Source organism: Seongchinamella sediminis, from assembly GCF_003457605.1.
Taxonomy (GTDB): domain Bacteria; phylum Pseudomonadota; class Gammaproteobacteria; order Pseudomonadales; family Halieaceae; genus Halioglobus; species Halioglobus sediminis.
The window spans coordinates 62762-84126 of sequence record NZ_QRAN01000009.1; the positions used below are offsets into that span (position 1 = coordinate 62762).

26 protein-coding genes are annotated in these 21365 nt (G+C 62.1%); 13 read left to right on the forward strand and 13 right to left on the reverse strand.

All coding sequences use genetic code 11. From position 1 onward, the window contains the following. Positions 1 to 110: 110 nt before the first annotated feature. The 7 genes from DWB85_RS09915 to zapE form a co-directional block, all read right to left on the reverse strand. Positions 111 to 500 carry a ClpXP protease specificity-enhancing factor gene (locus tag DWB85_RS09915; protein ID WP_117954253.1) on the reverse strand — a complete coding sequence of 130 codons (390 nt, stop codon included), beginning with the start codon at positions 498 to 500 and terminating at the stop codon, positions 111 to 113. 32 nt (positions 501 to 532) lie between these two features. Further along, positions 533 to 1165, reverse strand: a complete 633-nt coding sequence (locus DWB85_RS09920) for a glutathione S-transferase N-terminal domain-containing protein (RefSeq protein ID WP_117954080.1) — start codon at positions 1163 to 1165, stop codon at positions 533 to 535. A gap of 78 nt (positions 1166 to 1243) precedes the next feature. Beyond that, entirely contained in the window at positions 1244 to 3283 is a 2040-nt protein-coding gene (locus tag DWB85_RS09925; protein ID WP_117954081.1) for a ubiquinol-cytochrome c reductase, read from the reverse strand. Then, positions 3283 to 3879, reverse strand: a complete 597-nt coding sequence (gene petA, locus DWB85_RS09930) for a ubiquinol-cytochrome c reductase iron-sulfur subunit (RefSeq protein WP_117954082.1) — start codon at positions 3877 to 3879, stop codon at positions 3283 to 3285. Before petA ends, DWB85_RS09925 begins: the two co-directional genes overlap by 1 nt. 394 nt (positions 3880 to 4273) lie before the next feature. Next, positions 4274 to 4666 (reverse strand): 30S ribosomal protein S9, encoded by a 393-nt coding sequence (gene rpsI / locus DWB85_RS09935; RefSeq protein WP_117954083.1) that lies wholly within the window; start codon positions 4664 to 4666, stop codon positions 4274 to 4276. Positions 4667 to 4678: 12 nt separating this feature from the next. Further along, positions 4679 to 5107, reverse strand: coding sequence for a 50S ribosomal protein L13 (gene rplM / locus DWB85_RS09940; RefSeq protein WP_117954084.1), 429 nt, complete (start codon positions 5105 to 5107; stop codon positions 4679 to 4681). A 154-nt stretch (positions 5108 to 5261) separates the two neighbouring features. Then, complete coding sequence (gene zapE, locus DWB85_RS09945; protein WP_117954085.1) at positions 5262 to 6362, reverse strand: cell division protein ZapE; 1101 nt, start codon at positions 6360 to 6362, stop codon at positions 5262 to 5264. 143 nt (positions 6363 to 6505) lie between these two features. Between zapE and DWB85_RS09950 the strand changes: the two genes are divergently transcribed. Further along, positions 6506 to 6976, forward strand: coding sequence for a Z-ring associated ZapG family protein (locus DWB85_RS09950; RefSeq protein ID WP_117954086.1), 471 nt, complete (start codon positions 6506 to 6508; stop codon positions 6974 to 6976). Between the two features lie 11 nt (positions 6977 to 6987). Here the strand turns inward: DWB85_RS09950 and DWB85_RS09955 are convergent, their stop codons facing one another. Next, positions 6988 to 7743: a Nif3-like dinuclear metal center hexameric protein gene (locus DWB85_RS09955; protein WP_117954087.1), complete on the reverse strand. Its 756-nt coding sequence runs from the start codon at positions 7741 to 7743 to the stop codon at positions 6988 to 6990. A 114-nt stretch (positions 7744 to 7857) separates the two neighbouring features. Between DWB85_RS09955 and DWB85_RS09960 the strand changes: the two genes are divergently transcribed. Further along, positions 7858 to 8955: a S1C family serine protease gene (locus DWB85_RS09960; protein ID WP_117954088.1), complete on the forward strand. Its 1098-nt coding sequence runs from the start codon at positions 7858 to 7860 to the stop codon at positions 8953 to 8955. Here DWB85_RS09960 and hisD read toward each other — a convergent pair. The 5 genes from hisD to DWB85_RS09985 form a co-directional block, all read right to left on the reverse strand. After that, positions 8952 to 10256 (reverse strand): histidinol dehydrogenase, encoded by a 1305-nt coding sequence (hisD, locus tag DWB85_RS09965; RefSeq protein ID WP_205422713.1) that lies wholly within the window; start codon positions 10254 to 10256, stop codon positions 8952 to 8954. The two genes, DWB85_RS09960 and hisD, sit on opposite strands and share 4 nt — an antisense overlap. Beyond that, positions 10256 to 10891, reverse strand: coding sequence for an ATP phosphoribosyltransferase (hisG, locus tag DWB85_RS09970; protein ID WP_117954090.1), 636 nt, complete (start codon positions 10889 to 10891; stop codon positions 10256 to 10258). The genes hisD and hisG overlap by 1 nt, the downstream gene beginning before the upstream one ends. A gap of 2 nt (positions 10892 to 10893) precedes the next feature. Continuing rightward, positions 10894 to 12156: a UDP-N-acetylglucosamine 1-carboxyvinyltransferase gene (gene murA / locus DWB85_RS09975; RefSeq protein WP_117954091.1), complete on the reverse strand. Its 1263-nt coding sequence runs from the start codon at positions 12154 to 12156 to the stop codon at positions 10894 to 10896. A 19-nt stretch (positions 12157 to 12175) separates the two neighbouring features. Continuing rightward, positions 12176 to 12415 carry a BolA family protein gene (locus DWB85_RS09980; RefSeq protein ID WP_117954092.1) on the reverse strand — a complete coding sequence of 80 codons (240 nt, stop codon included), beginning with the start codon at positions 12413 to 12415 and terminating at the stop codon, positions 12176 to 12178. A gap of 110 nt (positions 12416 to 12525) precedes the next feature. Then, positions 12526 to 13188 carry an MlaC/ttg2D family ABC transporter substrate-binding protein gene (locus tag DWB85_RS09985; protein WP_117954093.1) on the reverse strand — a complete coding sequence of 221 codons (663 nt, stop codon included), beginning with the start codon at positions 13186 to 13188 and terminating at the stop codon, positions 12526 to 12528. A 170-nt stretch (positions 13189 to 13358) separates the two neighbouring features. Here DWB85_RS09985 and DWB85_RS09990 point away from each other — a divergent pair, with 170 nt between their 5' ends. From DWB85_RS09990 to DWB85_RS10040, 11 genes are all read left to right on the forward strand, one after another. Continuing rightward, positions 13359 to 14333 (forward strand): calcium/sodium antiporter, encoded by a 975-nt coding sequence (locus tag DWB85_RS09990; protein WP_117954094.1) that lies wholly within the window; start codon positions 13359 to 13361, stop codon positions 14331 to 14333. Positions 14334 to 14352: 19 nt separating this feature from the next. Further along, the gene (locus DWB85_RS09995; protein WP_117954095.1) at positions 14353 to 15333 is read left to right on the forward strand and encodes a KpsF/GutQ family sugar-phosphate isomerase; all 981 of its coding nucleotides are present in this window, start codon (positions 14353 to 14355) and stop codon (positions 15331 to 15333) included. A gap of 5 nt (positions 15334 to 15338) precedes the next feature. Further along, positions 15339 to 15860, forward strand: a complete 522-nt coding sequence (locus DWB85_RS10000) for a KdsC family phosphatase (protein ID WP_117954096.1) — start codon at positions 15339 to 15341, stop codon at positions 15858 to 15860. After that, the gene (gene lptC, locus DWB85_RS10005) at positions 15860 to 16417 is read left to right on the forward strand and encodes an LPS export ABC transporter periplasmic protein LptC (protein WP_117954097.1); all 558 of its coding nucleotides are present in this window, start codon (positions 15860 to 15862) and stop codon (positions 16415 to 16417) included. The genes DWB85_RS10000 and lptC overlap by 1 nt, the downstream gene beginning before the upstream one ends. Continuing rightward, positions 16401 to 16952 carry a lipopolysaccharide transport periplasmic protein LptA gene (gene lptA / locus DWB85_RS10010; protein WP_162846075.1) on the forward strand — a complete coding sequence of 184 codons (552 nt, stop codon included), beginning with the start codon at positions 16401 to 16403 and terminating at the stop codon, positions 16950 to 16952. Before lptC ends, lptA begins: the two co-directional genes overlap by 17 nt. Further along, positions 16930 to 17655 (forward strand): LPS export ABC transporter ATP-binding protein, encoded by a 726-nt coding sequence (gene lptB / locus DWB85_RS10015; protein ID WP_117954099.1) that lies wholly within the window; start codon positions 16930 to 16932, stop codon positions 17653 to 17655. Before lptA ends, lptB begins: the two co-directional genes overlap by 23 nt. Before the next feature lie 152 nt (positions 17656 to 17807). After that, positions 17808 to 19304 (forward strand): RNA polymerase factor sigma-54, encoded by a 1497-nt coding sequence (locus DWB85_RS10020; protein WP_117954100.1) that lies wholly within the window; start codon positions 17808 to 17810, stop codon positions 19302 to 19304. Between the two features lie 130 nt (positions 19305 to 19434). Then, positions 19435 to 19722, forward strand: coding sequence for a ribosome hibernation-promoting factor, HPF/YfiA family (hpf, locus tag DWB85_RS10025; RefSeq protein WP_117954101.1), 288 nt, complete (start codon positions 19435 to 19437; stop codon positions 19720 to 19722). Positions 19723 to 19741: 19 nt separating this feature from the next. Continuing rightward, on the forward strand, positions 19742 to 20209 hold the full coding sequence (gene ptsN, locus DWB85_RS10030; protein WP_117954102.1) for a PTS IIA-like nitrogen regulatory protein PtsN: 468 nt from the start codon (positions 19742 to 19744) through the stop codon (positions 20207 to 20209). Position 20210: 1 nt separating this feature from the next. Continuing rightward, positions 20211 to 21065, forward strand: a complete 855-nt coding sequence (rapZ, locus tag DWB85_RS10035) for an RNase adapter RapZ (protein ID WP_117954103.1) — start codon at positions 20211 to 20213, stop codon at positions 21063 to 21065. Beyond that, on the forward strand, positions 21066 to 21335 hold the full coding sequence (locus DWB85_RS10040) for an HPr family phosphocarrier protein (protein WP_117954104.1): 270 nt from the start codon (positions 21066 to 21068) through the stop codon (positions 21333 to 21335). Positions 21336 to 21365 lie beyond the last annotated feature (30 nt).

Here is a 21365-nt window from a genome sequence, read left to right on the forward strand (position 1 = left end):
ACCCTCTCTTGCGCTTACAGCGCAATTCACCTTGTACCCCAGGGCACCCTCTCTTGCGCTTACAGCGCAATTCACCTTGTGCGCCGGGGTGACATTGGATTCGGCGCGGCTTACTTGACGATTTTGAGCGAGGGCCGTCCCTCGGGTTTGGGGGGTTCCGGTGGCTCATCGTCCGGAGGGGTCGAGCCGGGCTGTTCCGGCTCGAATACCATGCCCTGGCCATTCTCCCGGGCGTAGATGCCAATTACCGCGTTGACCGGCACATAGATGTCCGTGGCCACCCCGCCAAAGCGGCCGTTAAAGGCGACCGCATCGTTGGAGATGTTGAGCTCCACCACCGCCGTGGGGGAAATATTGAGCACGATCTGCCCGTCTTTCACGTACTGCTCGGGAACCATGACATCGTCGCTGCCGGCATCGACCAGAATATAGGGCGTACAGCCGTTGTCCACGATCCACTCGTAGAGAGCCCGCATGATATAGGGTCGACTGGGAGTCATGGACATCCGTGTGCGTTTGCCGCCTGGGCGCTCTAGGAGCGCATCTCCCGCTCCTGCTCGGACAGGCTGTCCTGGAAAGACTCACGGCTGAACAGCGAGTCCATGTAAGCCAGCAAGGGCTTGGTCTGCTTGGAGGAGCGGATATCAATACCCAGCGACGGCAGGCGCCAGAGGATGGGTGCCATGCAGCAATCCACCAGGGTGAACTCTTCACTCATGAAGAACGGCTTCTCGGCGAAAATCGGCGCAATCGCCGTGATCCCTTCTTTCAGTTCCTTGGTCGCTTTCTTGACCACGTTGTCGCTGCGGGTAGTGAGAATGGAGTCTACCAGTGAGCACCAGTCCTTCTCGATACGATGGATCAGCAGACGGCTCTCGGCACGGGCTACCGGGTATACCGGCAGCAGCGGCGGGTGAGGAAAGCGCTCATCCAGGTATTCCATCATCACCTTGGATTCATACAACACCAGGTCGCGGTCCACCAGGGTAGGCAGGCTGTTGTAGGGGTTCAGTTCCGACAGTTCGGCCGGCGGGTGGGCTGAATCAGCTTCAATCAGATCGACAGTAACACCCTTTTCGGCAAGGACGATACGTACTCGGTGACTGTAGTGACTGGTTGGATCGGAGAAAAAGATCATTGAAGATCGTTTTGCCACAACACCCATCGAAAATTCCTCAGTTGGTTTTGCAAAAAATAAAAAGCAGCGTGGCATCGCCACGCTGCCGCGACCGACCGGTCAGGATCAGTGCACGTCTTTCCAGTACTCGCGATTAAGCAGCCAGGCGAAGACGAAGAACAAGGTGATGAACAGCAGTACAAAGATACCGGTGCGCTTGCGTTCTGACGCAATAGGCTCGGCGGTATAGGCGAGGAAGTTGGTCAGGTCATACATCGCGCCATCGAACTCTGCAGCGGTCATGCTGCCCTCGGTGGTAATGCTGTACTGGCCGCAGGGGTCCTCGAGGATATCGTCGCCGGTCAGGGGGTCGCGCTTGACGCCACCATTGCCCGCCTTGACCGGGCCCATGGCGCACTCCTGCATACCCTGCACTTCCAGCATCACGTGCGGCATGCCCACGTCCTTGAATACCCGGTTGTTGACGCCATAGGGGCGGCTGTCATCGCGGTAGAAGTTGCGCAGGTAGGTGTACAGCCACTCGGGCTGGCGAGCGCGGGAAATCAGGGTCAGGTCTGGCGGTGTCGCCCCGAACCAGACCTTGGCAAGGCGGTCGTCCATGGCGTTGTGCATCAGTTCGCCGATCTTGACCTCCGGATCAAATATCAGGTTGGCTTCCATGATGTCGGCGGGAATGCCGAGGTCGGTCGCCACCCGGTTGTAGCGCGAGTATTGCAGCGAGTGACAGCCCATGCAGTAGTTCATATACAGCTTGGCGCCGTTCTGCAGCGATGCCTTGTCGCCGGGATCAGCGGTGAACTCGTCACAGGGGATGGCACCACACTTGTAGGCTGACTCGGCGCCCACCGCCTTCAGCGGCAGGGCCGTCAGCGCCAGGATCAGCACCAGGCCGCCAATACTGCCCCAGAAGCCAATGCCGCCGTCCATGGTGACGCGTTCCGGTACCGGCTTGGTCTTGTCCAGCGACGTCCAGATGGGCATCAGCAGGAAGAAGGCGAAGTAGATTACCGAGCAGATCTGCGCCAGCAGAGTGCGGGCAGGTGTCGGCGCTTTCACGCCCAGCACACCGAGGATCAGGAAGCTGGCAACAAACAGCACCAGCATGACCTTGGTGATATTACCCCGGTAGCGCCACGACTTGACCGGACTGCGGTCCAGCCAGGGCAGCAGGAAGGGAATAGCCACCGAGGCGGCGAAGAACACAAAGCCCCAGAACTTGTCAGGCACCGCACGCAGTACTGAGTAGAACGGGGTGAAGTACCACACCGGCGCAATGTGCGCGGGGGTCTTCAGGGCATTGGCCTCCTCGAAGTTGGCGTATTCCAGGAAATAACCGCCCATTTCCGGCAGGAAGAAGATCACCACGCAGAAGATGAACAGGAATACCGCAATCGCCTGCAGGTCGTGCACCGTGTAATAGGGATGGAAGGCCACGCCGTCCAGGGGCACACCGTTTTCATCCTTGTTCTTCTTGATCTCGATACCGTCCGGGTTGTTGGAGCCGACCTCGTGCAGCGCCAGCAGGTGCAGCACCACCAGGGCCAGCAACACGATGGGCAGGGCCACCACGTGCAGAGCGAAGAAGCGGTTGAGGGTTGCGCCGGAAATCAGGTAGTCACCACGGATCCAGGTAACAAGGTCCTCACCGACCACGGGAATGGCGCCAAACAGGGAGATGATCACCTGCGCACCCCAGTAGGACATCTGGCCCCAGGGCAGGACGTAGCCCACGAAGGCTTCGGCCATCAGCACCACGAAGATGAGCATGCCGAATATCCAGATCAGTTCCCGGGGCTTCTTGTACGAACCGTAGAGCAGGGCTCGGAACATGTGCAGGTAGACCACCACGAAGAAGGCCGAGGCCCCGGTGGAATGCATGTAGCGCAGCAGCCAGCCGTAATCCACATCGCGCATGATGTACTCGACCGAGGCGAAAGCTTCCTCCGCGCTGGCGGTATAGTTCATGGTCAGCCAGATGCCGGTGAGCAGTTGGTTGACCAGCACCAGCAGCGACAGCACCCCGAAGAAGTACCAGAAGTTGAAGTTCTTGGGCGCGTAGTACTTGCCCATGTGGGTGTCCCAGGCCCGCACGATGGGCAGGCGGGCGTCAACCCAGTCACGTAATCCAATCAGCAAATTATTCATCAGGCTGCCTCCGTATCCACGCCGATTACCAGCACGTTGTCGCCCTCGAACGAGTACGGGGGAACCACAAGGTTGGTAGACGCCGGCACGCCCGAGTAAACGCGGCCGGCAAGGTCAAACTTGGAACCGTGGCAGGGGCAGAAGAAGCCGCCCAGCCACTCGTCACCACCGAGGTCGGCGGCGCCGACTTCGGGGCGGAAGGTTGGTGCACAGCCCAGGTGGGTGCACAGGCCGACCAACACCAGGATTTCCGGCTTGAGCGAACGGCTGATGTCGGCGATGTAGGCGGGCTGGTCGGAGATTTCCGAGTTGGGGTCCTTGAGCAGGCCGTCCAGCTTGGACAGGCCCGCCACCTGCTCGGCGGTGCGGTGCATCACGTAAACCGGCTTGCCACGCCACTCCACCACGATCATCTGGCCCGGCTCCAGCTTGCCGATATCGGCCTTCACCGGCGCACCGGCGGCCTTGGCCTTGGCTGACGGGTTCCAGGAACCCAGGAAAGGCACCGCTATGCCCACTGCGCCGGCCACGCCCACCACGCTGGTGGCAGCCGTCAGGAACTTCCTCCTGCCGGAATTTACGCCATCGCTACTCATGCTTTTCTCCCCTAGACTTGAAGCAGTCGGCCCCTGGATTCGGCGCCCCGGATTCCGCTTCTTACAAAATGGTGCAAATACTAATGATTTTACCCCTTTGTGACAAGGTAAACGCCTGGATTCCAAAGACTATTGAAGCGTAACTTGAACTGAATCAATGGCAAATCCGGGACAGCAGTGACCCGCCATTTTGGCTCTGCAAGCCGTGAACCGGGGCTCACCTGGCCCGGCCCTGTTCGCGGGCAGGGCCTGCCCCGCTTTTTTGGGTAGAGCCTGCCCCGCTGTATCGGGCAGAGCCTGCCCCGCTTTTTGGGTATAAAAAAACGTCCACCCGACATCCGGGCGGACGTTTTCGAATCTGTACTGATACCCCGGCTCCCGGGGCCACCCCAACTTAACGCTTGGAGAACTGGGGACGCTTACGGGCTTTGCGCAGACCAACTTTCTTGCGCTCAACCTCACGGGCGTCGCGAGTCACATAACCGGCGCCACGCAGGGTGGGACGCAGGGACTCGTCGTACTCCATCAGCGCCCGGGTGATGCCGTGGCGAATCGCACCGGCCTGACCGAAGCTGCCGCCACCGGCAACAGTCACGTTGATATCGAATTTGTCATTCAATTCAACGAGTTCCAGCGGCTGACGCACAATCATACGCGCCACTTCACGACCAAAATACTGGTCCAGGGGACGCTTGTTGACAGTGATATTGCCCGCGCCGTTCTGCAGGAAAACACGCGCAGTGGAGGTCTTGCGACGTCCGGTTCCGTAATATTGGGTAGCTGACATAGATAATATCCGTTAAATGTTCAGTGCCTGGGGCTGCTGTGCGGCGTGGGGGTGCTCATTGCCCGCGTACACTTTCAGCTTCTTGAACATGGCGCGGCCCAGCGGGTTACGCGGCAACATGCCCTTGACCGCACCCTGGATAACACGCTCCGGCGCCTTGTCGATCAATTTCTCAAAGGAAATCGACTTCAGGCCGCCGGGGTACCCGGTGTGGCTGTGGTAAATCTTGTCGGTCGCCTTGGCGCCGGTTACACGTACTTTCTCAGCGTTGATCACGACGATGTAGTCGCCGGTGTCCACGTGAGGGGTGTATTCGGGTTTGTGCTTACCGCGCAGACGATGCGCAATTTCACTGGCCAGGCGCCCCAGAGTCTTGTCAGAAGCATCGACCACGAACCAGTCGCGGGACACGTCTTCTGCTTTAGCGCTATAAGTTTTCATCAATAACCGCCTCTTGGAGGGCTCCAATTTCGAGAGCGCGAATACTAATCAATAGACCACCCCTTTTCAAGCGGAAAAGCGAATAATTTTCGCTACTTACCGGGCGCCGCGGAGACCGCCGGATTGGCAATATTACAGCTTTTCCCCACCCGGCTCAGGGGCGGTGGCCCCGGGCCAGGTATTCGTGGGATTGCATCTCCTGCAGCCGCGACTGGGTGCGCTGGAACTCGAAGGCCAGGCTGCCGCCGGCATACAGTTCCAGCAGTGGCTTGGCCGCCGTCATCACCAGTTTGACGTTGCGATCATAAAACTCGTCGACCAGGTTGATGAACCGCCGGGCCTGGTCGTTGAGGTCGGCATTGAACTCCGGTACACCGGAAAGCAGCACCGCGTGGAATATCCGCGCCAACTCGATGTAGTCGTTCTGGGAGCGCGGTCCATCGCAGAGCTCGCCAAAGTCAAACCAGGCGACATCGTCCGCCAGGCAGCGCACGGTGAGGTAGCGGCCGTTGATCTGGATGCGCTCCCAGTGCTTGCCCGCCTCCACCGCCAGGGCGTCAAAGCTTTTTCGCAGGCTGGCGTCGGCCGCCTCGTCCAGCGGGCAATGGTACAGTTCCGCCTGCTGCAGGGTGCGCAAGCGGTAGTCGATACCGGCATCCACATTCACCACCCGGGTATATTTTTCCACCAGGGCGATGGCGGGCAGGAAGCGCTGGCGCTGGAGGCCGTTCTCGTATAGCTTTTCCGGGACGATATTGGAGGTGGCCACCAGGGTGACGCCGCGGGCGAACAAGGCCTCCATCAGGCCTCCCAGGATCATCGCATCGCCGATGTCGGTGACAAAGAACTCATCGAAGCAGACCACCAGGGCCTCCTCGGCCAGCCTGTCGGCCACCCGCTCCAGGGGGTTGACCTCCCCTTCCAGGTCGGTCAGCTCACTGTGCACCCGCTGCATGAAGCGGTGAAAGTGAACCCGCAGCTTGCGCTGGAAGGGCAGGCACTCAAAAAACGTATCGACCAGGTAGGTTTTGCCCCGGCCGACGCCCCCCCACAGGTAGAGGCCGATTTCCGGCTCCACCGGCTGCTTGCGGAACTTCCTCAGCAGCGCGGCAAAGCCGCTCTCCCGGCTGCCGTGCCGCGCCAGCAGCCGCTCGTAGAGGTCCTGCAACAGGCGCACCGCCTCCTCCTGGGCAGGGTCGTGGGAAAACCCCTCCCGCTGGAGATCGGACTGGTAGCGCTGCCAGGGTGTGGGCATGAGGTATCCTGTGGGTGATTCCGGGCGCCACACTTTAACCACAGCCCCCGTCGATGGCAACGCCGGGGCATGACCCTATGGCACCCCCCGGGATAAGGAGTATACTGCCCCACTTCTGATCTTGTCGGTAAGAGGAACACACCGTGTACAGCTTGACTATCGTTATCGTCGGGGCCATCGCCGGACTCATCGCAGGACTGGGCCTGGGCATGTTACTGGGGCGCAGCAGTTCCCCGAATGGCCAGAAATATCGCGAGGTGGAGCGCAAGCTGGACCAGGTGCTGCAGGAGAAAAAAAGCTACGAGGACGAGGTGGTCGAGCACTTTTCCGAGACCGCGCGCAAACTCAACAACCTGACCGAGAGCTACCGGGAGGTGCACAACCATCTCGCCAACGGTGCCGCAGAGCTCTGCCATGGCAACGGCCCGGTGGTGCTGGACAAGCTGCAAAACACCCAAGACCCGGCAGAAATTCCCGCCGACCTGGCGGCCATTCACCCACCGCTGGACTACGCCCCGAAAACCTCGCCCGACGAGAAGGGCATGCTCAACGAAGAGTTCGGGCTGGACCGCAACGCGCCGGAAGCGAAAACCGTGGAGACATCGCGGGGCTGAAGGGGCCGCCCTCAGACCGGGTTGTCCTCATCGAAAAACTGGTGGCGCAGGCCGAAGGCCCGCGCCAGCGCCTCTCCTACCGCCTGCACCCCGTAACGCTCGGTGGCGTGGTGACCGGCGGCAATATAGGCAATCCCCTCCTCCCTGGCTGAGTGCACCGTGGGTTCGGAAATTTCACCGCTGATAAATACATCGGCCCCCGCCGTGACCGCGGCGTCGATGTATGACTGGGCGGCACCGGTACACCAGGCCACCCGCCGCAGTTGCCGATCGCTGGCGCCGATCAGCAGCGGCTGGCGGCCGGTGAGGGCTTGCAAGCGCTGGCACAGCTCCCCGGCGCTGATGTCCAGTTCGCCCACATTGCCCACCGACGCCGGATCATCCGGTTGCAGGGGGCCGGGGTCAGCAATGCCCAGCAGTTGCCCCAGCCTGGCGTTGTTGCCCAGTTCCGGATGAGCGTCCAGCGGCAGGTGATAGGCCAGCAGGCTGACCTCATTGGCCAGCAGCGCCGCCAGCCGTCGGCGCTTCATCCCGACCACCGGCTGCGGCTCCCCTTTCCAGAAGTAACCGTGGTGCACCAGCAGCGCATCGGCGCCCCAGGCGATAGCGCGATCCAGCACCCCCTGGTTGGCGGTGACCGCCGTTGCCAGGCGGGCAATAGCGGGACGGCCCTCGACCTGCAAGCCATTGGGGCAATAATCGCGGTAGCGGGCTGGCTGCAGGGTGTCGTCCAGCCACTGCAGGACCGATGAGAGGGACGTGCCCATAGGTGCTATTTCCTGTTCGCGGGGAGTTGGCTTCATATACAATGGCAGTTTGGCCCGCCGTCAACGGACTGCCTCAGGGCCTTACTTTACCCCAGGACAGGGCTTAGCCACCACATGAGAGACAGCCTCAAGTATTTTACCTGGCCGGCGATCACCGGCCTGCTGGCCGCACTGTTAATCCTTGATCGCTGGGTCCTGCCCACTGGCGGTAACGGCGGCAACGGCGCCGACGCGCCCGTTACCTACGCCGCGGCGGTAAACAAAGCCAGCCCCTCGGTGGTTAACATCTACATCGCCAAGCTGGTCACCCCCAGCAACAACACCCTGCTCTACGAACGCATGGCCCGGCGCATGCCCCGCCAGCGCATAGAACGCTCCCTGGGTTCCGGCGTCATCATGACCGGGCAGGGGCACATCCTCACCAACCTCCATGTTATTGCCGGCGCCGACGCCATCCAGGTGCTGCTGCAGGATGGACGCACCGCCAATGCCAGTGTAATCGGCACCGACACCGCCACCGACCTGGCGGTGCTCAAGGTCAACCTGCCGGACCTGGTCCCGGCGGAGCTGGGGGACTCGGACCGCCTCAACGTGGGTGATGTAGTACTGGCGATCGGCAACCCGCTGGGCTTCGGCCATTCGGTCACCCAGGGCATTGTCTCTGCTTTGGGGCGCTATGGCCTGCAGCTCAATGCCTACGAGGACTACATCCAGACTGACGCCATCATCCACCAGGGCAACTCCGGCGGCGCGCTGATCGATACCCGCGGCCGCCTGCTGGGCATCAACTCACTGATTTACACCTCCAGCAGCGCTGGCGGCACCTCCGCCACCGGCATTGGCATCAGCCTCGCCATACCGATCAGCCTCGCCACCTACGTCATGCGCGACCTTATCGACTACGGTGAGGTGATTCGCGGCTGGCTCGGCGTCAGCGTGGAACCCATCCGCCTGACCACCGGGGGCCAGCAACAGGCATTGATGGTGGTGGCAGTGGCGGACAACAGCCCCGCGCAGCGGGCCGGGGTGCAGCTGGGCGACGTTATCACCCACATCGATGGGGAGGCGGTTGATAATGGCCGCCAGACCATGCACAAGATCGCGCTGCTGCGGCCGGGTGACACCATTGCCATTTCAATCCAGCGCGACCAACAGAGCGTGGACCTGCGGGCCATTGTTGGAATCCAGGGCCAGATCAGCCCCGTCGACTAGGCATCACCGGGGGGCTTGAGGCGCATTTCCGCGCTGCGGGCGTGGGCGGTCAGGGACTCGCCCCGGGCCAGCACCGAGGCCACCCGGCCCAGTTGCTGCACCCCCTGCTCACTGCACATGATCAGCGAACTGCGCTTCTGGAAGTCGTAAACCCCCAGCGGCGAGAAGAACCGCGCGCTGCGGGAGGTGGGCAGCACGTGGTTGGGCCCGGCGCAATAATCGCCCAGGGCTTCGGAGGTATACGGGCCCATGAAAATGGCGCCGGCATGGCGCACCTGCGGCAGCAGCCCTTCCGGATCCGCCACCGATAATTCCAGGTGCTCGGGGGCCAGGCGGTTGCTGATAGCCACTGCTTCGTCCAGGTCCCGGGTGAGCACCAGCGCGCCGCGGCCCGCGAGGGAGGCGCGGATGATATCGGCGCGCTCCATCTGCGGCAGCAGTTTGTCGATACTGGCGGCCACCGCGTCCAGGTAGTCGCTGTCCGGGCAGAGCAGAATGGACTGCGCGTTTTCATCGTGCTCGGCCTGGGAAAACAGGTCCATGGCCACCCAGTCAGGGTCGGTACTGCCGTCGCAAATTACCAGGATTTCCGAAGGGCCGGCGATCATGTCGATGCCGACCCGGCCAAACACCTGGCGCTTGGCGGTGGCCACATAAATATTGCCCGGACCGACGATCTTGTCGACCGCGGGCACGGTTTCGGTACCGTGCGCCAGGGCAGCCACCGCCTGGGCGCCGCCAATGGTGAATACCCGGTCGACCCCGGCAATGGCCGCCGCCGCCAGCACCAGGTCATTGAGTTCGCCTGCCGGCGCCGGCACCACCATGACGATGGTCTCCACCCCCGCTACCTTCGCCGGAATGGCGTTCATCAGCACCGATGAGGGATAGCTGGCCTTGCCTCCGGGCACGTAAATGCCCGCGCTTTCGAGCGCGTTGATCCGCTGGCCCAGCAGGTTGCCGGCGGCATCGCGATACTGCCAGCTATCCTGCAGCTGGTGCTGGTGATACTCGCGGATTCGCCCGGCAGCCTCCTCCAGCGCCGCGCGCTGTTCGGCACCGATACTGGCAAGGGCCTGCTGCAGCCGTTCCTGACCCACCTCCAGGTCGGCGACGCTGGCCGCCTCCAGGCGATCGAAACGCCGGGTATACGCCAGCAGCGCCTGGTCTCCCCGGGCGGCGATATCGGCGATCACCTGGCGCACGGTGTCATTGACCTCCAGGTCAAGCTCCTCTTCCCAGGCGGTAAGCCGGGCCAGGCGGGTATCGAAATCCCCGGCGCTGGAATCCAGTCGCTGCATCATGCCGACTCCACCGCGACGGCAAGGCGATCGACCAGCGACTGGATACCCTGGTAACGCGAGCGCATGGCCGCCTTGTTGACGATCAGGCGTGAACTGATGCTGGCGATCTCATCCAGTGGCTCCATGCCGTTGGCCCTGAGCGTGTTGCCGGTATCGACGATGTCCACAATCAGGTCTGCCAGGTCCATCATCGGGGCCAGTTCCATGGCGCCGTAGAGCTTGATCAGTTCGGCGTGGACCCCCTGGCGGGCGAAGTATTCCCGGGCAACATTAACGAACTTGGTGGCGACCCGGATACGCGGACCGCTGGGCTGCCATCCCACCGGCGCCGCTGTCATCAGGCGGCAGCGGGCAATGCCCAGGTCCAGGGGCTCATACACACCACCGGCCCCCTGCTCCAGCAGGATGTCCTTGCCCACCACACCCACATCCGCGGCACCGTGACGCACATAGGTAGGGACATCGGTACCGCGAATCACCACCAGCTGTACGCCCTCGGCAGTGGTCTCGAAAACGAGCTTGCGGCTCTTGCCGATATCCTCCAGCGGCGCTATGCCCGCCGCCGCCAGCAACGGCAGGGTTTCCCTGAGAATGCGCCCCTTGGTGAGGGCGATAGTAATGGTTTCACTCATAGTCAGCCCGGTACACGGCGGATGTCCGCCCCCAGTGATTGCAGTTTTTCCTCGATGGTCTCATAGCCCCGGTCGATATGGTAAATGCGCTCGACCTCGGTGGTCCCCTCGGCCACCAGGCCGGCGATAACCAGGCTGGCCGAAGCGCGCAGGTCCGAGGCCATCACCGGCGCCCCATTGAGTTTTTCCTGCCCGGTGATGATGGCGCTGTGCCCCTCGATCACAATATTGGCCCCCATCCGGTTCATTTCATGGGTCTGGATAAGCCGGTTCTCGAATATGGTCTCGGTGACCACACTGGTGCCCTCGGCAACCGCGTTCATCGCCGTGAACTGGGCCTGCATGTCGGTGGGAAAACCGGGATGCGGTGCGGTCTTGATGTTCACCGCCCGCGGCCGGCGCCCACCCATATCGAGCTCGATCCGGTCCTCTTCCTCGCGAATACTTGCCCCGGCCTCCTCCAGTTTCTTCAGCACCGCTTCCATATCCTGGGCGCAGGCGCCGTGCAGCCTGACTTTGCCCCGGGTGGCAGCGGCGGCCACCAGGTAGGTGCCCGCTTCGATCCGGTCCGCCATGACCCGGTAATTACATCCATGCAGGTGCTCGACCCCGTCGACGATGATGGTGTCGGTACCGTGGCCGCTGATGCGGGCGCCCATGGCGATCAGGCAGTTGGCGAGGTCCACCACCTCCGGTTCCCGCGCCGCATTCTCGATGGTGGTGCGACCCTCGGCCAGGGTCGCGGCCATCAGAATGTTTTCGCTACCGCCCACCGTGACCGTTTCCATCACAATGTGGGCGCCGCGCAAGCGGCCCTCGCTGGTGGCGTTGATATAGCCACCGTCGACCTCGATATGCGCGCCCATCGCCTCCAGCCCGCGAAGGTGCAGATCCACCGGCCGGCTGCCTATGGCGCAGCCCCCCGGAAACGACACGTGGGCCCTGCCGAAGCGAGCCAGCATGGGCCCCAGCACCAGGATCGAGGCGCGCATGGTCTTCACCAGCTCGTAGGGGGCGGAATAATCGCTGATGGTGCTGGTATCCACCTCGACATTGAGTTTTTCATCGACTGTCAGGTTGACGCCCATGCAGCCCAGCAACTCGATCATGGTGGTGATATCGTGCAGGTGCGGCAGGTTGCCGACGGTTACCGGCTCTTCCGCCAGCAGCGTCGCGGCGAGAATCGGCAGTGCCGCATTCTTGGCACCGGACACCCGCAGCTCCCCGGCCAGCGGCCGGCCACCCCGGATCAATAGCTTGTCCATGGTTACCAGCCCCGCCGATTCAGCCCTGGGACTGCCACTCATCTGGCGTGAAGGTACGGATATTCACCGCATGGATACTGCCCTCGGCAATCTCGTCGCTCAGGGCGCCGTAGACCAGCTGCTGTTTTTTCACCGGTCGCAGGCCCGCGAACGCATCACCGATGGCGGTAATGTCATAGTTTGCGCCCTCGCCCTGCACATGAAATTCACAGTCGGGCAGGTGAGTTTGCAGCAAAACCTTGACGGTAGCGGCATCCATAGTGGTCTCCAGATCAGGTAAACGTATTCGGGGGTGGCCGGGAAACGGCGTTCCGCGGCCACAGCAGGCGGCATTTTAGGAGAAATTGCCGCTATAAGCGACCGCGCAGTCTACTCGTCTATCTCGACCGTGGACCACTGGTCGATAACCGCGTCAAGATTGCCATTTTCCTTGCGCGCGGCGGCCTCAAACTGGTTGCGGTAAATCTCTCCCAGGTTGATATTCTCAATAATCATATTGCGCAACTTCCAGTCGCCTTCCCGGTCTCGTCCCATCTGGTACATCACTACGTAGGGCTCGGCCTGGTCGGAGAAAATCAGCTGTTCCACCGAGGCCCGGGACTGCTCGGCCTCATCGGGAGCGGGGCTGGAAATTTCAATGCGGGAGCCACTGAATGCCAGCAGACCCTTGCCATAGGTGCGCACCATACCGACGCGCATGACCTCGGAAAAACGATCCAGCTGGTCCCGCAGCTGCGCCCGGCCGGCCTCGTCCAGCGAGCGGTAGCGCTCACTGGTGGCGTAGTCGCCCATGACGCCGCGGGCGAAGCCGCGAAAGTCCACAACGCCATCAAGGATATCCTGGATCGCCCGGTAGTAGCGCTCCGGGTCCTGATCGGCATAGCTTCGGGCCTCTTCCACCACCGCCATGACCTCGCTGGTGGTCTGCTGCACTATTTCGTGCGCTGTCATCGCCGTGGCCTGGGCCCGGGCCCCTAGCGCCAACAGGCACAGCATGGCCAACGCCCCGGATATTTGTGACTTGAACCTCATTTCTGTTCCCCGCTTGAATTATTGCTACTATTCACCGTCGCAGCGCCCTGTATAATTCTCCCTCAACACCCTGGGCGTCTCATGCAGGCTGCGTGATTCTGAGACAACAGCCTCGCTCCGGCAGTTCCGGCACACAGCGCGGCGCATACTTTAACAGGAAACGGGTACATATGCTGTTAGCTGCCGCAGCCATTCTGGTCGGCTTTATCATCCTGATCTGGAGCGCGGACCTGTTTGTGGCAGGCGCCGCCTCCATCGCCGAAAACATGGGTATGTCGCCCATTATTATCGGCTTGACCATTGTTTCCCTGGGCACTTCCGCACCAGAGATCCTGGTATCGCTGACCGCGGCGGTTTCCAACGCCGGCGATCTCGCCATCGGCAATGCCATTGGCTCGAATATCGCCAACATCGGCCTGGTGCTGGGCATTACCGTGCTGGTGGCACCGATGATGGTGCACCAGAGCTGCATGAAAAAGGAAATGCCGGTGTTGTTGCTGGTCACCTTTGGCGCCGGCATGCTGTTGATCGACGACGAGCTGTCCAACCTTGACGCGGGCCTGATGATGGGCACCCTGGCGCTGATCATTATCTACATGGTGCGCAGCCAGCAACAGGATGCGGTGCTGCTCGAGGAAGCGGAAGAGGAATACCTGCATCACCTGAACCCGCTGCGAGCCTGGCTCACCTTTGCGCTGGGCCTGGCCCTGCTGATTGCCAGCTCGCGCATGCTGGTCTGGGGTTCGGTGACCATCGCCCAGACCCTGGGCGTTTCCGAGCTGGTTATCGGCCTGACAATTGTCGCCATCGGCACCAGCCTGCCCGAGCTGGCGGCGACCATCGCCAGTGCCCTGCGTGGTCACACCGAAATCGCCCTGGGCAATGTCATCGGTTCCAACCTGTTCAACCTGCTGGCGGTAATGGCGATACCGGGCATTGTCGGCCCCGAGAGCCTGGAGCATGCGGTCATCACCCGCGACTACCCCACCATGACCTTCCTCACCGTGTTCCTGGCCCTGGCGATTTTCATCAGCCGCAAGCGCAGTGCCTCCACCCAGGGACATTCCTACGTCGGCCGCACCGTGGGCATGTTGTTAGTGTCTTTCTACGCGGGGTATTATTACTGGCTATACCTCAGTCTTTGATCCGGGGGCACCTCTGACCATGACGGAAGCTCCGTCCACCACCTTCAGCAGCTCCGCGCTGCGCACCATCAGCATGGAGGCGGCAGCCGTTGCTGCCCTGGCCGGGCGCATTGGCGCCGACTTCGAGCAGGCCTGCCGGCTGCTGCTGGCCTGCCGCGGGCGTGTCATCGTCACCGGCATGGGCAAATCCGGGCATATCGCCCGCAAGATTGCCGCCACCCTGGCCAGTACCGGTACCCCCGCCCACTTCGTCCATCCGGGCGAGGCCAGCCACGGCGACATGGGCATGATCACCGGCGAGGATGCCGTCATCGCCCTGTCCAACAGCGGCGAAGTGACCGAGGTGGTGACCCTGCTGCCGCTGCTGAAGCGCCTCGGCGCCAGCATTATCGCCATGACCGGCAATCCCCAGTCCACCCTGGCCAGGGCCGCAGACGCCCACCTGGATACCGGGGTGGAAACCGAGGCCTGTCCGCTGGACCTGGCACCCACTTCAAGCACCACGACCGCACTGGTCATGGGCGACGCCCTGGCCATCGCCCTGCTGGAGGAGCGGGGCTTTACCGCCGAGGATTTTGCCTTTTCCCACCCCGGTGGCACCCTGGGCAAGAAATTGCTGCTCAAGGTCGGCGATGTCATGCAGTCCGGCGACGCCATACCCCGGGTTGCGGCCAGCACTACCCTGTCCCGGGCGCTGCTGGAAATCAGCAGCAAGGGCCTGGGCATGACCACGGTCACCGACGACACGGGCCGGCTGGCCGGGATTTTCACCGACGGCGACCTGCGCCGCACCCTGGACAGGCAGGTGGACATCAATACCACCCCCATGGCTGAACTGATGACAACCAGCGCCAAAACCGCCACCCCCGGCATGCTGGCGGCGGAGGCCCTGCATATCATGGAAGAAAACGAGATCACCTCGCTGGTGGTCGTGGACGACAGCGGCGACACCTGCGGCGTCATCCACCTGATGCACCTGCTGCACGCCGGTATAGCCTGAGCACCATGAGCGACTACTCTGCACAGGCCAGGAACATCCGGCTACTCGCCCTGGACGTGGATGGCGTGCTGACCGACGGCCGCATCTATTACGGTAACGATGGCGAAGAGCTGAAGAGTTTCAGCATCAAGGATGGGCTGGGCATCAAGCTTCTGCAGCGCGACGCTATCGAGGTGGTCATCATTACCGGCCGCAACTCGACTATCGTTGCCCGCCGCGCGGCGGAGCTGGGCATTGGCGAGGTAATCCAGGGGCGGGAAGACAAGCTGCTCGCACTGCAGGAAGTCTGCACCCAGCGTTCCCTGCGGCTGGATCAGTGTGCCTATATGGGCGATGACCTGCCGGACCTGGCGGCGGTGAAAGCCGTGGGCCTGGGCATGGCGCCGGCGGACGCCGTCGCGCAGCTGGTCGCCGCCGCCGACTGGGTCAGTGATTACGGCGGCGGTGGCGGCGCCGTGCGCCAGGCAGCAGAGCAGTTGCTCGCCTGGCGTGGCAGCCTGCACACAATGCTGGGCGACTTCGACTGATGCCCCGTCTGCCCCTGCAAATCCTGCTGGCCATTACCCTGCTGGTCGCGGCGGGTTATTTCTGGCGCCCGCAGACGGCCGGCACACCCGACGTCCAAACCACGCAAAGGCAGCGGGAGCTGCCGCAGACCTACCTGCAGACGGTGCGCGCCTGGAGCTTCGATGAAGACGGTATGCTCACCGACATCGTCGAGGCAGAACAGCTGGAACATTTTCCCCGGCGCAAGCTGACCCTGATCGGTGAACCCCGCTTCTACGCCCACAGCGGCGACGACAAGACCTGGTCCGCCAGCGCCGAGCGGGGGCGCGATGACGGCCGGCGCGAGCGCCTGCTGCTGCGCAGGAACGTGGTCCTGATCCACGACCAGACCGGCACCCGCCTGGATACCCAGGCGCTGAACATCGACCTGGACCGGCAAATCGCCAGTTCCGACCGCAGGGTCACCGTAGTCCAGGGCAACAGTCGCACCGTGGCCGACGGCATCGAGGTGCGGATGCAAGAAGAAACCATCCTAATGAAACCCAATGTGGAGAGCATTTATGCGCAAGCGCCTTGAGCGACTGCTGCCCGCACTGGCCCTGGCTATCGGCCTGGGCATACCGACAGCGACATGGGCTCTGCCCGACGACCGGGAGCAGCCGATTCGCATCGAGGCCGACGAGGCTCTGCGGGATGAGAAACAGGGCTTTACCCGCTACCAGGGTAACGTGCGCATGGATCAGGGCAGCCTGCATATCGAGGCCGAGCAGCTCACCGTCTACCACGATGACAAGGAAGCCGACCGGGTACTGGCGACGGGCAACCCGGCCAAACTGCAACAACAGCCGGAGGTGGACAAGCCGCCAATCAAGGCCAGCGCCGACACCATCGAATACTTCAAGCTCGAGGAGCGGGTACAGCTGCGGGAGAACGCCTACATCGAACAGGACGGTTCCATTGTGACCGGTGATTCCATCGATTACCTGATGAACGAGCAGCTGGTAAAAGCAGGCTCCGACAAGAACAGCGAGTCAAGCCGGGTCAAAGTCATCATCCCGGCGGGTGCCCTCAACCAGGAGGAGGAAACCAGTGGCCCGCCTGCAAGCGAATAATCTCGCCAAGTCCTATCGCGGCCGCGAGGTGGTGCGCGATGTCTCCCTGCAAATCGACAGCGGTCAGGTGGTGGGCCTGCTGGGGCCCAACGGTGCGGGTAAAACCACCTGTTTTTACATGATCATCGGCATCATCCAGGCCGACCGCGGCGTTATCGAGCTCAACGGCGAGGACATTACCGCCCTGTCCATGCACGAACGGGCCCGTCACGGCGTGGGCTACCTGCCCCAGGAAGCCTCCATTTTCCGCAAGCTGTCGGTGGGCGACAACATTCTCGCCATTCTCGAGACCCGGCCGGATCTCAACCGCCAGCAGCGGCTGGAACGCCGCGACCAGTTGCTGGAGGAATTTCACGTCCAGCACCTGCGCGACAGCCTCGGCCAGTCACTCTCCGGCGGCGAGCGGCGCCGTATCGAGATAGCACGGGCCCTGGCGGCGGAGCCGGACTTCATCCTCCTGGACGAGCCCTTTGCCGGCGTCGACCCGATCTCGGTCAGTGACATCAAGAAAATCATCAACCACCTCCGCGATCGCGGCATTGGCGTGCTGATTACCGACCACAATGTGCGCGATACCCTCGACATCTGTGAGAAAGCCTACATAGTGGGCGAAGGTCACATTATCGCCTCCGGCACCGCAGACGACGTGCTCGGCAGCGCACACGTGCGCCGTATCTACCTCGGCGACCAGTTCAAGCTCTGACCGCCGGCACCGGCAGGCGCCGCCGCGGTTTGTCAATAAGCAAATTTCGCGCCAGGCGCTTGCAGGTTCTCCGCAGGCGGCGCTACACTCAAGCTGTTGTTTGACCATGGCGCCCGCCGTTTTCCGGCGCCTGAGGCTTTACCAGACACTCGATGAAACAATCGCTACAGCTAAAAATTGGCCAGCAGCTGACCATGACGCCTCAGCTGCAACAGGCCATCCGGTTGTTGCAGCTCTCCACCCTGGACCTCCAGCAGGAGATCCAGCAGGCCCTGGAGAACAACCCCATGCTGGAGCTCAGCGAGGACGAGGCACCGCAGGACGCCAGTCCCGCCGAGGACAGCAGCGCGAGTACAAATGACGGCCCGCTGGAGAGCCTGGAACATACCGCCACCGGGGAGGGAACAACGGAAACCGCCACTGGGGAGGTTTCCGAATCCATGCCCGATGACCTGCCGGTGGACACCCAGTGGGATGACCTGCTGTCCTCCGGTTCGGCGCCCCCCGCCCCCAGTGGCGATGAGGGTCCGGACGGGGATTTCGAGTCCCGCAACGCGCCCGCGGAAAGCCTGCAGTCACATCTCCACTGGCAGCTCAACCTGACCCGTCTGTCCGACACCGATCGCTGCATCGCCCTGGCCATCATTGATGCCACCGATGGCAATGGCCGCCTGCAATCCAGCCTGGAGGACATTCACGAGTCCTTCGAAGCGGAACTGGATATCGAACTCGACGAGGTGGTGGCGGTACTGCATCGGCTGCAGCAGTTTGAACCCGCAGGCGTGTGCACCCGCGACCTGCAGGAATGCCTGCTGGTGCAGCTGCAACAGTTACCGGCAGGCACGCCTCACCTGGAACAGGCCCGGCTGATACTCAATCGCCACCTGCCGCAGCTGGCGAGCGGTGATTTCAACCAGATCATGCGCCGCACACGAATGAAGGAGGACCAGCTCCGGGATGCCATAGCGCTGCTCCAGACCCTGGACCCCAACCCCGGGGAAACTTTCGCGCCCCGCGAGGTCGAATACGTGGTGCCGGATGTTTTTGTCAGCAAGAAGGAGGGGCGCTGGTTGGTAGAACTCAATCCCGAGATCGCGCCCCGGCTGCGCATAAACAGCACCTACGCCAGCATGATCAAGCGCGCCGACAGCAGTTCCGACAATACCTTCCTCAAGGACAACCTGCAGGAAGCCCGCTGGTTTCTCAAGAGCCTGCAAAGCCGCAATGAAACCCTGCTCAAGGTCGCCACCCGTATTGTTGAACACCAGCGCAATTTCCTTGAGTATGGCGCAGAAGCGATGAAGCCCCTGGTGCTGGCGGAAATCGCCGAGGCGGTAGACATGCACGAGTCCACCATTTCCCGGGTCACCACCCAGAAGTACATGCACACCCCGCGGGGCATCTACGAGCTGAAGTATTTCTTCTCCAGCCACGTCGCCACCACTGCGGGCGGCGAGTGTTCATCCACCGCGATCCGGGCACTCATTCGCAAGCTGGTCGCCGCGGAGAACCCGCGCAAACCGCTGAGTGACAGCAAAATCGCCCAGCTACTGGAGGAACAGGGTATCAAGGTGGCCCGGCGCACTATCGCCAAGTATCGGGAAACCCTGCATATCCCGCCCTCCAATGAACGCAAGCGGCTGGTGTAAGGGATGACTGGACGGGGCAAGGAAATATACCGGCCACTGGTGGCAGTGGTCTAGACTTGGAAAACAAGAGAAAAATCCGGCATTGCCGGTCCCGGCGCCAGCCGGGCTAACCTGAAAAAGGAGCGACAATATGCAACTCAATGTCAGCGGACACCATGTGGAGGTCACCGATCCCCTGCGGGAGTATGTGGAGACCAAGTTCGAGCGACTGCAGCGACATTTCGACCAGATCACCAATACCGATGTCACCCTGATCGTCGAAAAACTGGTGCAAAAAGCCGAGGCAACCATCCACATATCGGGAGCCGACCTGTTTGCCCAGGCTGAATCCGAAGACATGTACGCAGCCATCGACGCCCTGACGGACAAACTCGACCGTCAGTTAATCAAGCACAAGGAAAAAGCCAGGGGCCACTAGGTCACCCAACGTTTATCACATGCAACCCTTAGCTCACCTGCTGACCCCGGAACGCACTGCCTGCCAGGTTCCGGGGCTCAGCAAAAAAAGACTTTTTGAAACCCTGGCCCGCATTATCAGCGACGACCAGATATCACTGCCCTACGATGAAGTGTTCGATCACCTGATCGCTCGCGAGCGACTGGGCAGCACCGGCCTCGGTGAAGGCATTGCCATTCCCCACTGCCGCATCGGTAACTGCAGCCAGCCACTGGGAACACTGATCACCCTCAGCGAGCCGATCGACTTCGACGCGCCCGACGGCCGGCCCGTGGATTTGGTATTCGCCCTGCTGGTGCCGGAGGAGGCCAATCAGCAACACCTGGACACGCTGGCCTCCCTGGCACGCCTGTTCAGCCAGGCTTCATTCTGCGACGACCTGCGCCGCGTCGACGACCCCGTCACCATGTACGAACTGGCCGTCAACGCCACGGCCATCGCCTCCTGACATGCAACTGATCATTATCAGCGGACGCTCCGGGTCGGGCAAAAGTACCGCCCTGCACCAGCTTGAGGATGAGGGCTACTACTGCATAGACAACCTGCCCGTTTCCCTGCTCCCGGCGCTGGTGGAGCAGGCCAGCAGGGAAGAGTTCGATCACTTCGACGGCATGGCAGTCTGTATCGACGCCCGCAACGCCTGGAAAGACCTGGCCAATTTCGGCGCGGTTATGGACGACCTGCCGGCAGAGGTCAACACGGAAATCCTGTTTCTCGACGCCCAGGAATCGGCCCTGATAAAGCGCTTTTCAGAGACCCGGCGCAAGCACCCGCTGAGCTCGGACACCATGCCCCTGGCCGAAGCCATCGACCGGGAACGCCTGCTGCTGGAGCCCATCGCCAGTGACGCATCGCTGACCCTGGATACCAGCCAGATGACGATTTACGAGTTGCGCGATGCCATCAAGCAACGTCTGCTGGGCGCCCGCTCGGGCACCATGTCGGTGCTGATCCAGTCCTTCGGTTTCAAGCGCGGGGTGCCCACGGACGCCGACCTGGTGTTCGACGTCCGCATGCTGCCCAACCCCCACTGGGTCAAGGAGCTACGGCTGAAAAACGGCCTGGAGGCACCGGTCAGGGAATTTCTGGAGGCCCAGTCCAGCACCGGCGAGCTGTTCGCTGACATCAGCGGCTTCCTGGACCGCTGGCTGCCGCGCTACCGCGACAGCAATCGCAGCTACATGACCGTGGCTATCGGCTGTACCGGCGGGCGGCATCGTTCGGTATACTTGGCCGATCGCCTGTTCCAGCATTACCGCGAACAGTACCCGGGCCTTCACATCAGACACAGGGAACTGCAGTAAGTGATTGAAACCCAGGTTACCATCGTCAACAAGCTCGGCCTCCACGCCCGGGCGGCAGCCAAATTTGTCGGCTGCAGTTCCGCTTTTTCCAGCAGGATACAGGCAGGCAAGGACGGCAACATGGTCGATGCCAAGAGCATCATGTCGGTGATGATGCTGGCGGCGGGCAAGGGCACGGTTCTCGACCTGAAGATCGACGGCTCGGACGAGCAGCAGGCCCTGGAAGCCCTGACCACGCTGATTGGCGACCGCTTTGGCGAGGCTGAGTAAGCGCTACCGCCAGCAATTCCGTTGTTGCCC

What these genes read in the sequence shown, in the direction of transcription:
- DWB85_RS09915 (WP_117954253.1), bottom strand. Translation starts at nt 500, where the DNA reads ATGACTCCCAGTCGACCCTATATCATGCGGGCTCTCTACGAGTGGATC.
- DWB85_RS09920 (WP_117954080.1), bottom strand. Translation starts at nt 1,165, where the DNA reads ATGGGTGTTGTGGCAAAACGATCTTCAATGATCTTTTTCTCCGATCCA.
- DWB85_RS09925 (WP_117954081.1), bottom strand. Translation starts at nt 3,283, where the DNA reads ATGAATAATTTGCTGATTGGATTACGTGACTGGGTTGACGCCCGCCTG.
- petA (WP_117954082.1), bottom strand. Translation starts at nt 3,879, where the DNA reads ATGAGTAGCGATGGCGTAAATTCCGGCAGGAGGAAGTTCCTGACGGCT.
- rpsI (WP_117954083.1), bottom strand. Translation starts at nt 4,666, where the DNA reads ATGTCAGCTACCCAATATTACGGAACCGGACGTCGCAAGACCTCCACT.
- rplM (WP_117954084.1), bottom strand. Translation starts at nt 5,107, where the DNA reads ATGAAAACTTATAGCGCTAAAGCAGAAGACGTGTCCCGCGACTGGTTC.
- zapE (WP_117954085.1), bottom strand. Translation starts at nt 6,362, where the DNA reads ATGCCCACACCCTGGCAGCGCTACCAGTCCGATCTCCAGCGGGAGGGG.
- DWB85_RS09955 (WP_117954087.1), bottom strand. Translation starts at nt 7,743, where the DNA reads ATGGGCACGTCCCTCTCATCGGTCCTGCAGTGGCTGGACGACACCCTG.
- DWB85_RS09960 (WP_117954088.1), top strand. Translation starts at nt 7,858, where the DNA reads ATGAGAGACAGCCTCAAGTATTTTACCTGGCCGGCGATCACCGGCCTG.
- hisD (WP_205422713.1), bottom strand. Translation starts at nt 10,256, where the DNA reads ATGCAGCGACTGGATTCCAGCGCCGGGGATTTCGATACCCGCCTGGCC.
- hisG (WP_117954090.1), bottom strand. Translation starts at nt 10,891, where the DNA reads ATGAGTGAAACCATTACTATCGCCCTCACCAAGGGGCGCATTCTCAGG.
- murA (WP_117954091.1), bottom strand. Translation starts at nt 12,156, where the DNA reads ATGGACAAGCTATTGATCCGGGGTGGCCGGCCGCTGGCCGGGGAGCTG.
- DWB85_RS09980 (WP_117954092.1), bottom strand. Translation starts at nt 12,415, where the DNA reads ATGGATGCCGCTACCGTCAAGGTTTTGCTGCAAACTCACCTGCCCGAC.
- DWB85_RS09985 (WP_117954093.1), bottom strand. Translation starts at nt 13,188, where the DNA reads ATGAGGTTCAAGTCACAAATATCCGGGGCGTTGGCCATGCTGTGCCTG.
- DWB85_RS09990 (WP_117954094.1), top strand. Translation starts at nt 13,359, where the DNA reads ATGCTGTTAGCTGCCGCAGCCATTCTGGTCGGCTTTATCATCCTGATC.
- DWB85_RS09995 (WP_117954095.1), top strand. Translation starts at nt 14,353, where the DNA reads ATGACGGAAGCTCCGTCCACCACCTTCAGCAGCTCCGCGCTGCGCACC.
- DWB85_RS10000 (WP_117954096.1), top strand. Translation starts at nt 15,339, where the DNA reads ATGAGCGACTACTCTGCACAGGCCAGGAACATCCGGCTACTCGCCCTG.
- lptC (WP_117954097.1), top strand. Translation starts at nt 15,860, where the DNA reads ATGCCCCGTCTGCCCCTGCAAATCCTGCTGGCCATTACCCTGCTGGTC.
- lptA (WP_162846075.1), top strand. Translation starts at nt 16,401, where the DNA reads ATGCGCAAGCGCCTTGAGCGACTGCTGCCCGCACTGGCCCTGGCTATC.
- DWB85_RS10020 (WP_117954100.1), top strand. Translation starts at nt 17,808, where the DNA reads ATGAAACAATCGCTACAGCTAAAAATTGGCCAGCAGCTGACCATGACG.
- hpf (WP_117954101.1), top strand. Translation starts at nt 19,435, where the DNA reads ATGCAACTCAATGTCAGCGGACACCATGTGGAGGTCACCGATCCCCTG.
- ptsN (WP_117954102.1), top strand. Translation starts at nt 19,742, where the DNA reads ATGCAACCCTTAGCTCACCTGCTGACCCCGGAACGCACTGCCTGCCAG.
- rapZ (WP_117954103.1), top strand. Translation starts at nt 20,211, where the DNA reads ATGCAACTGATCATTATCAGCGGACGCTCCGGGTCGGGCAAAAGTACC.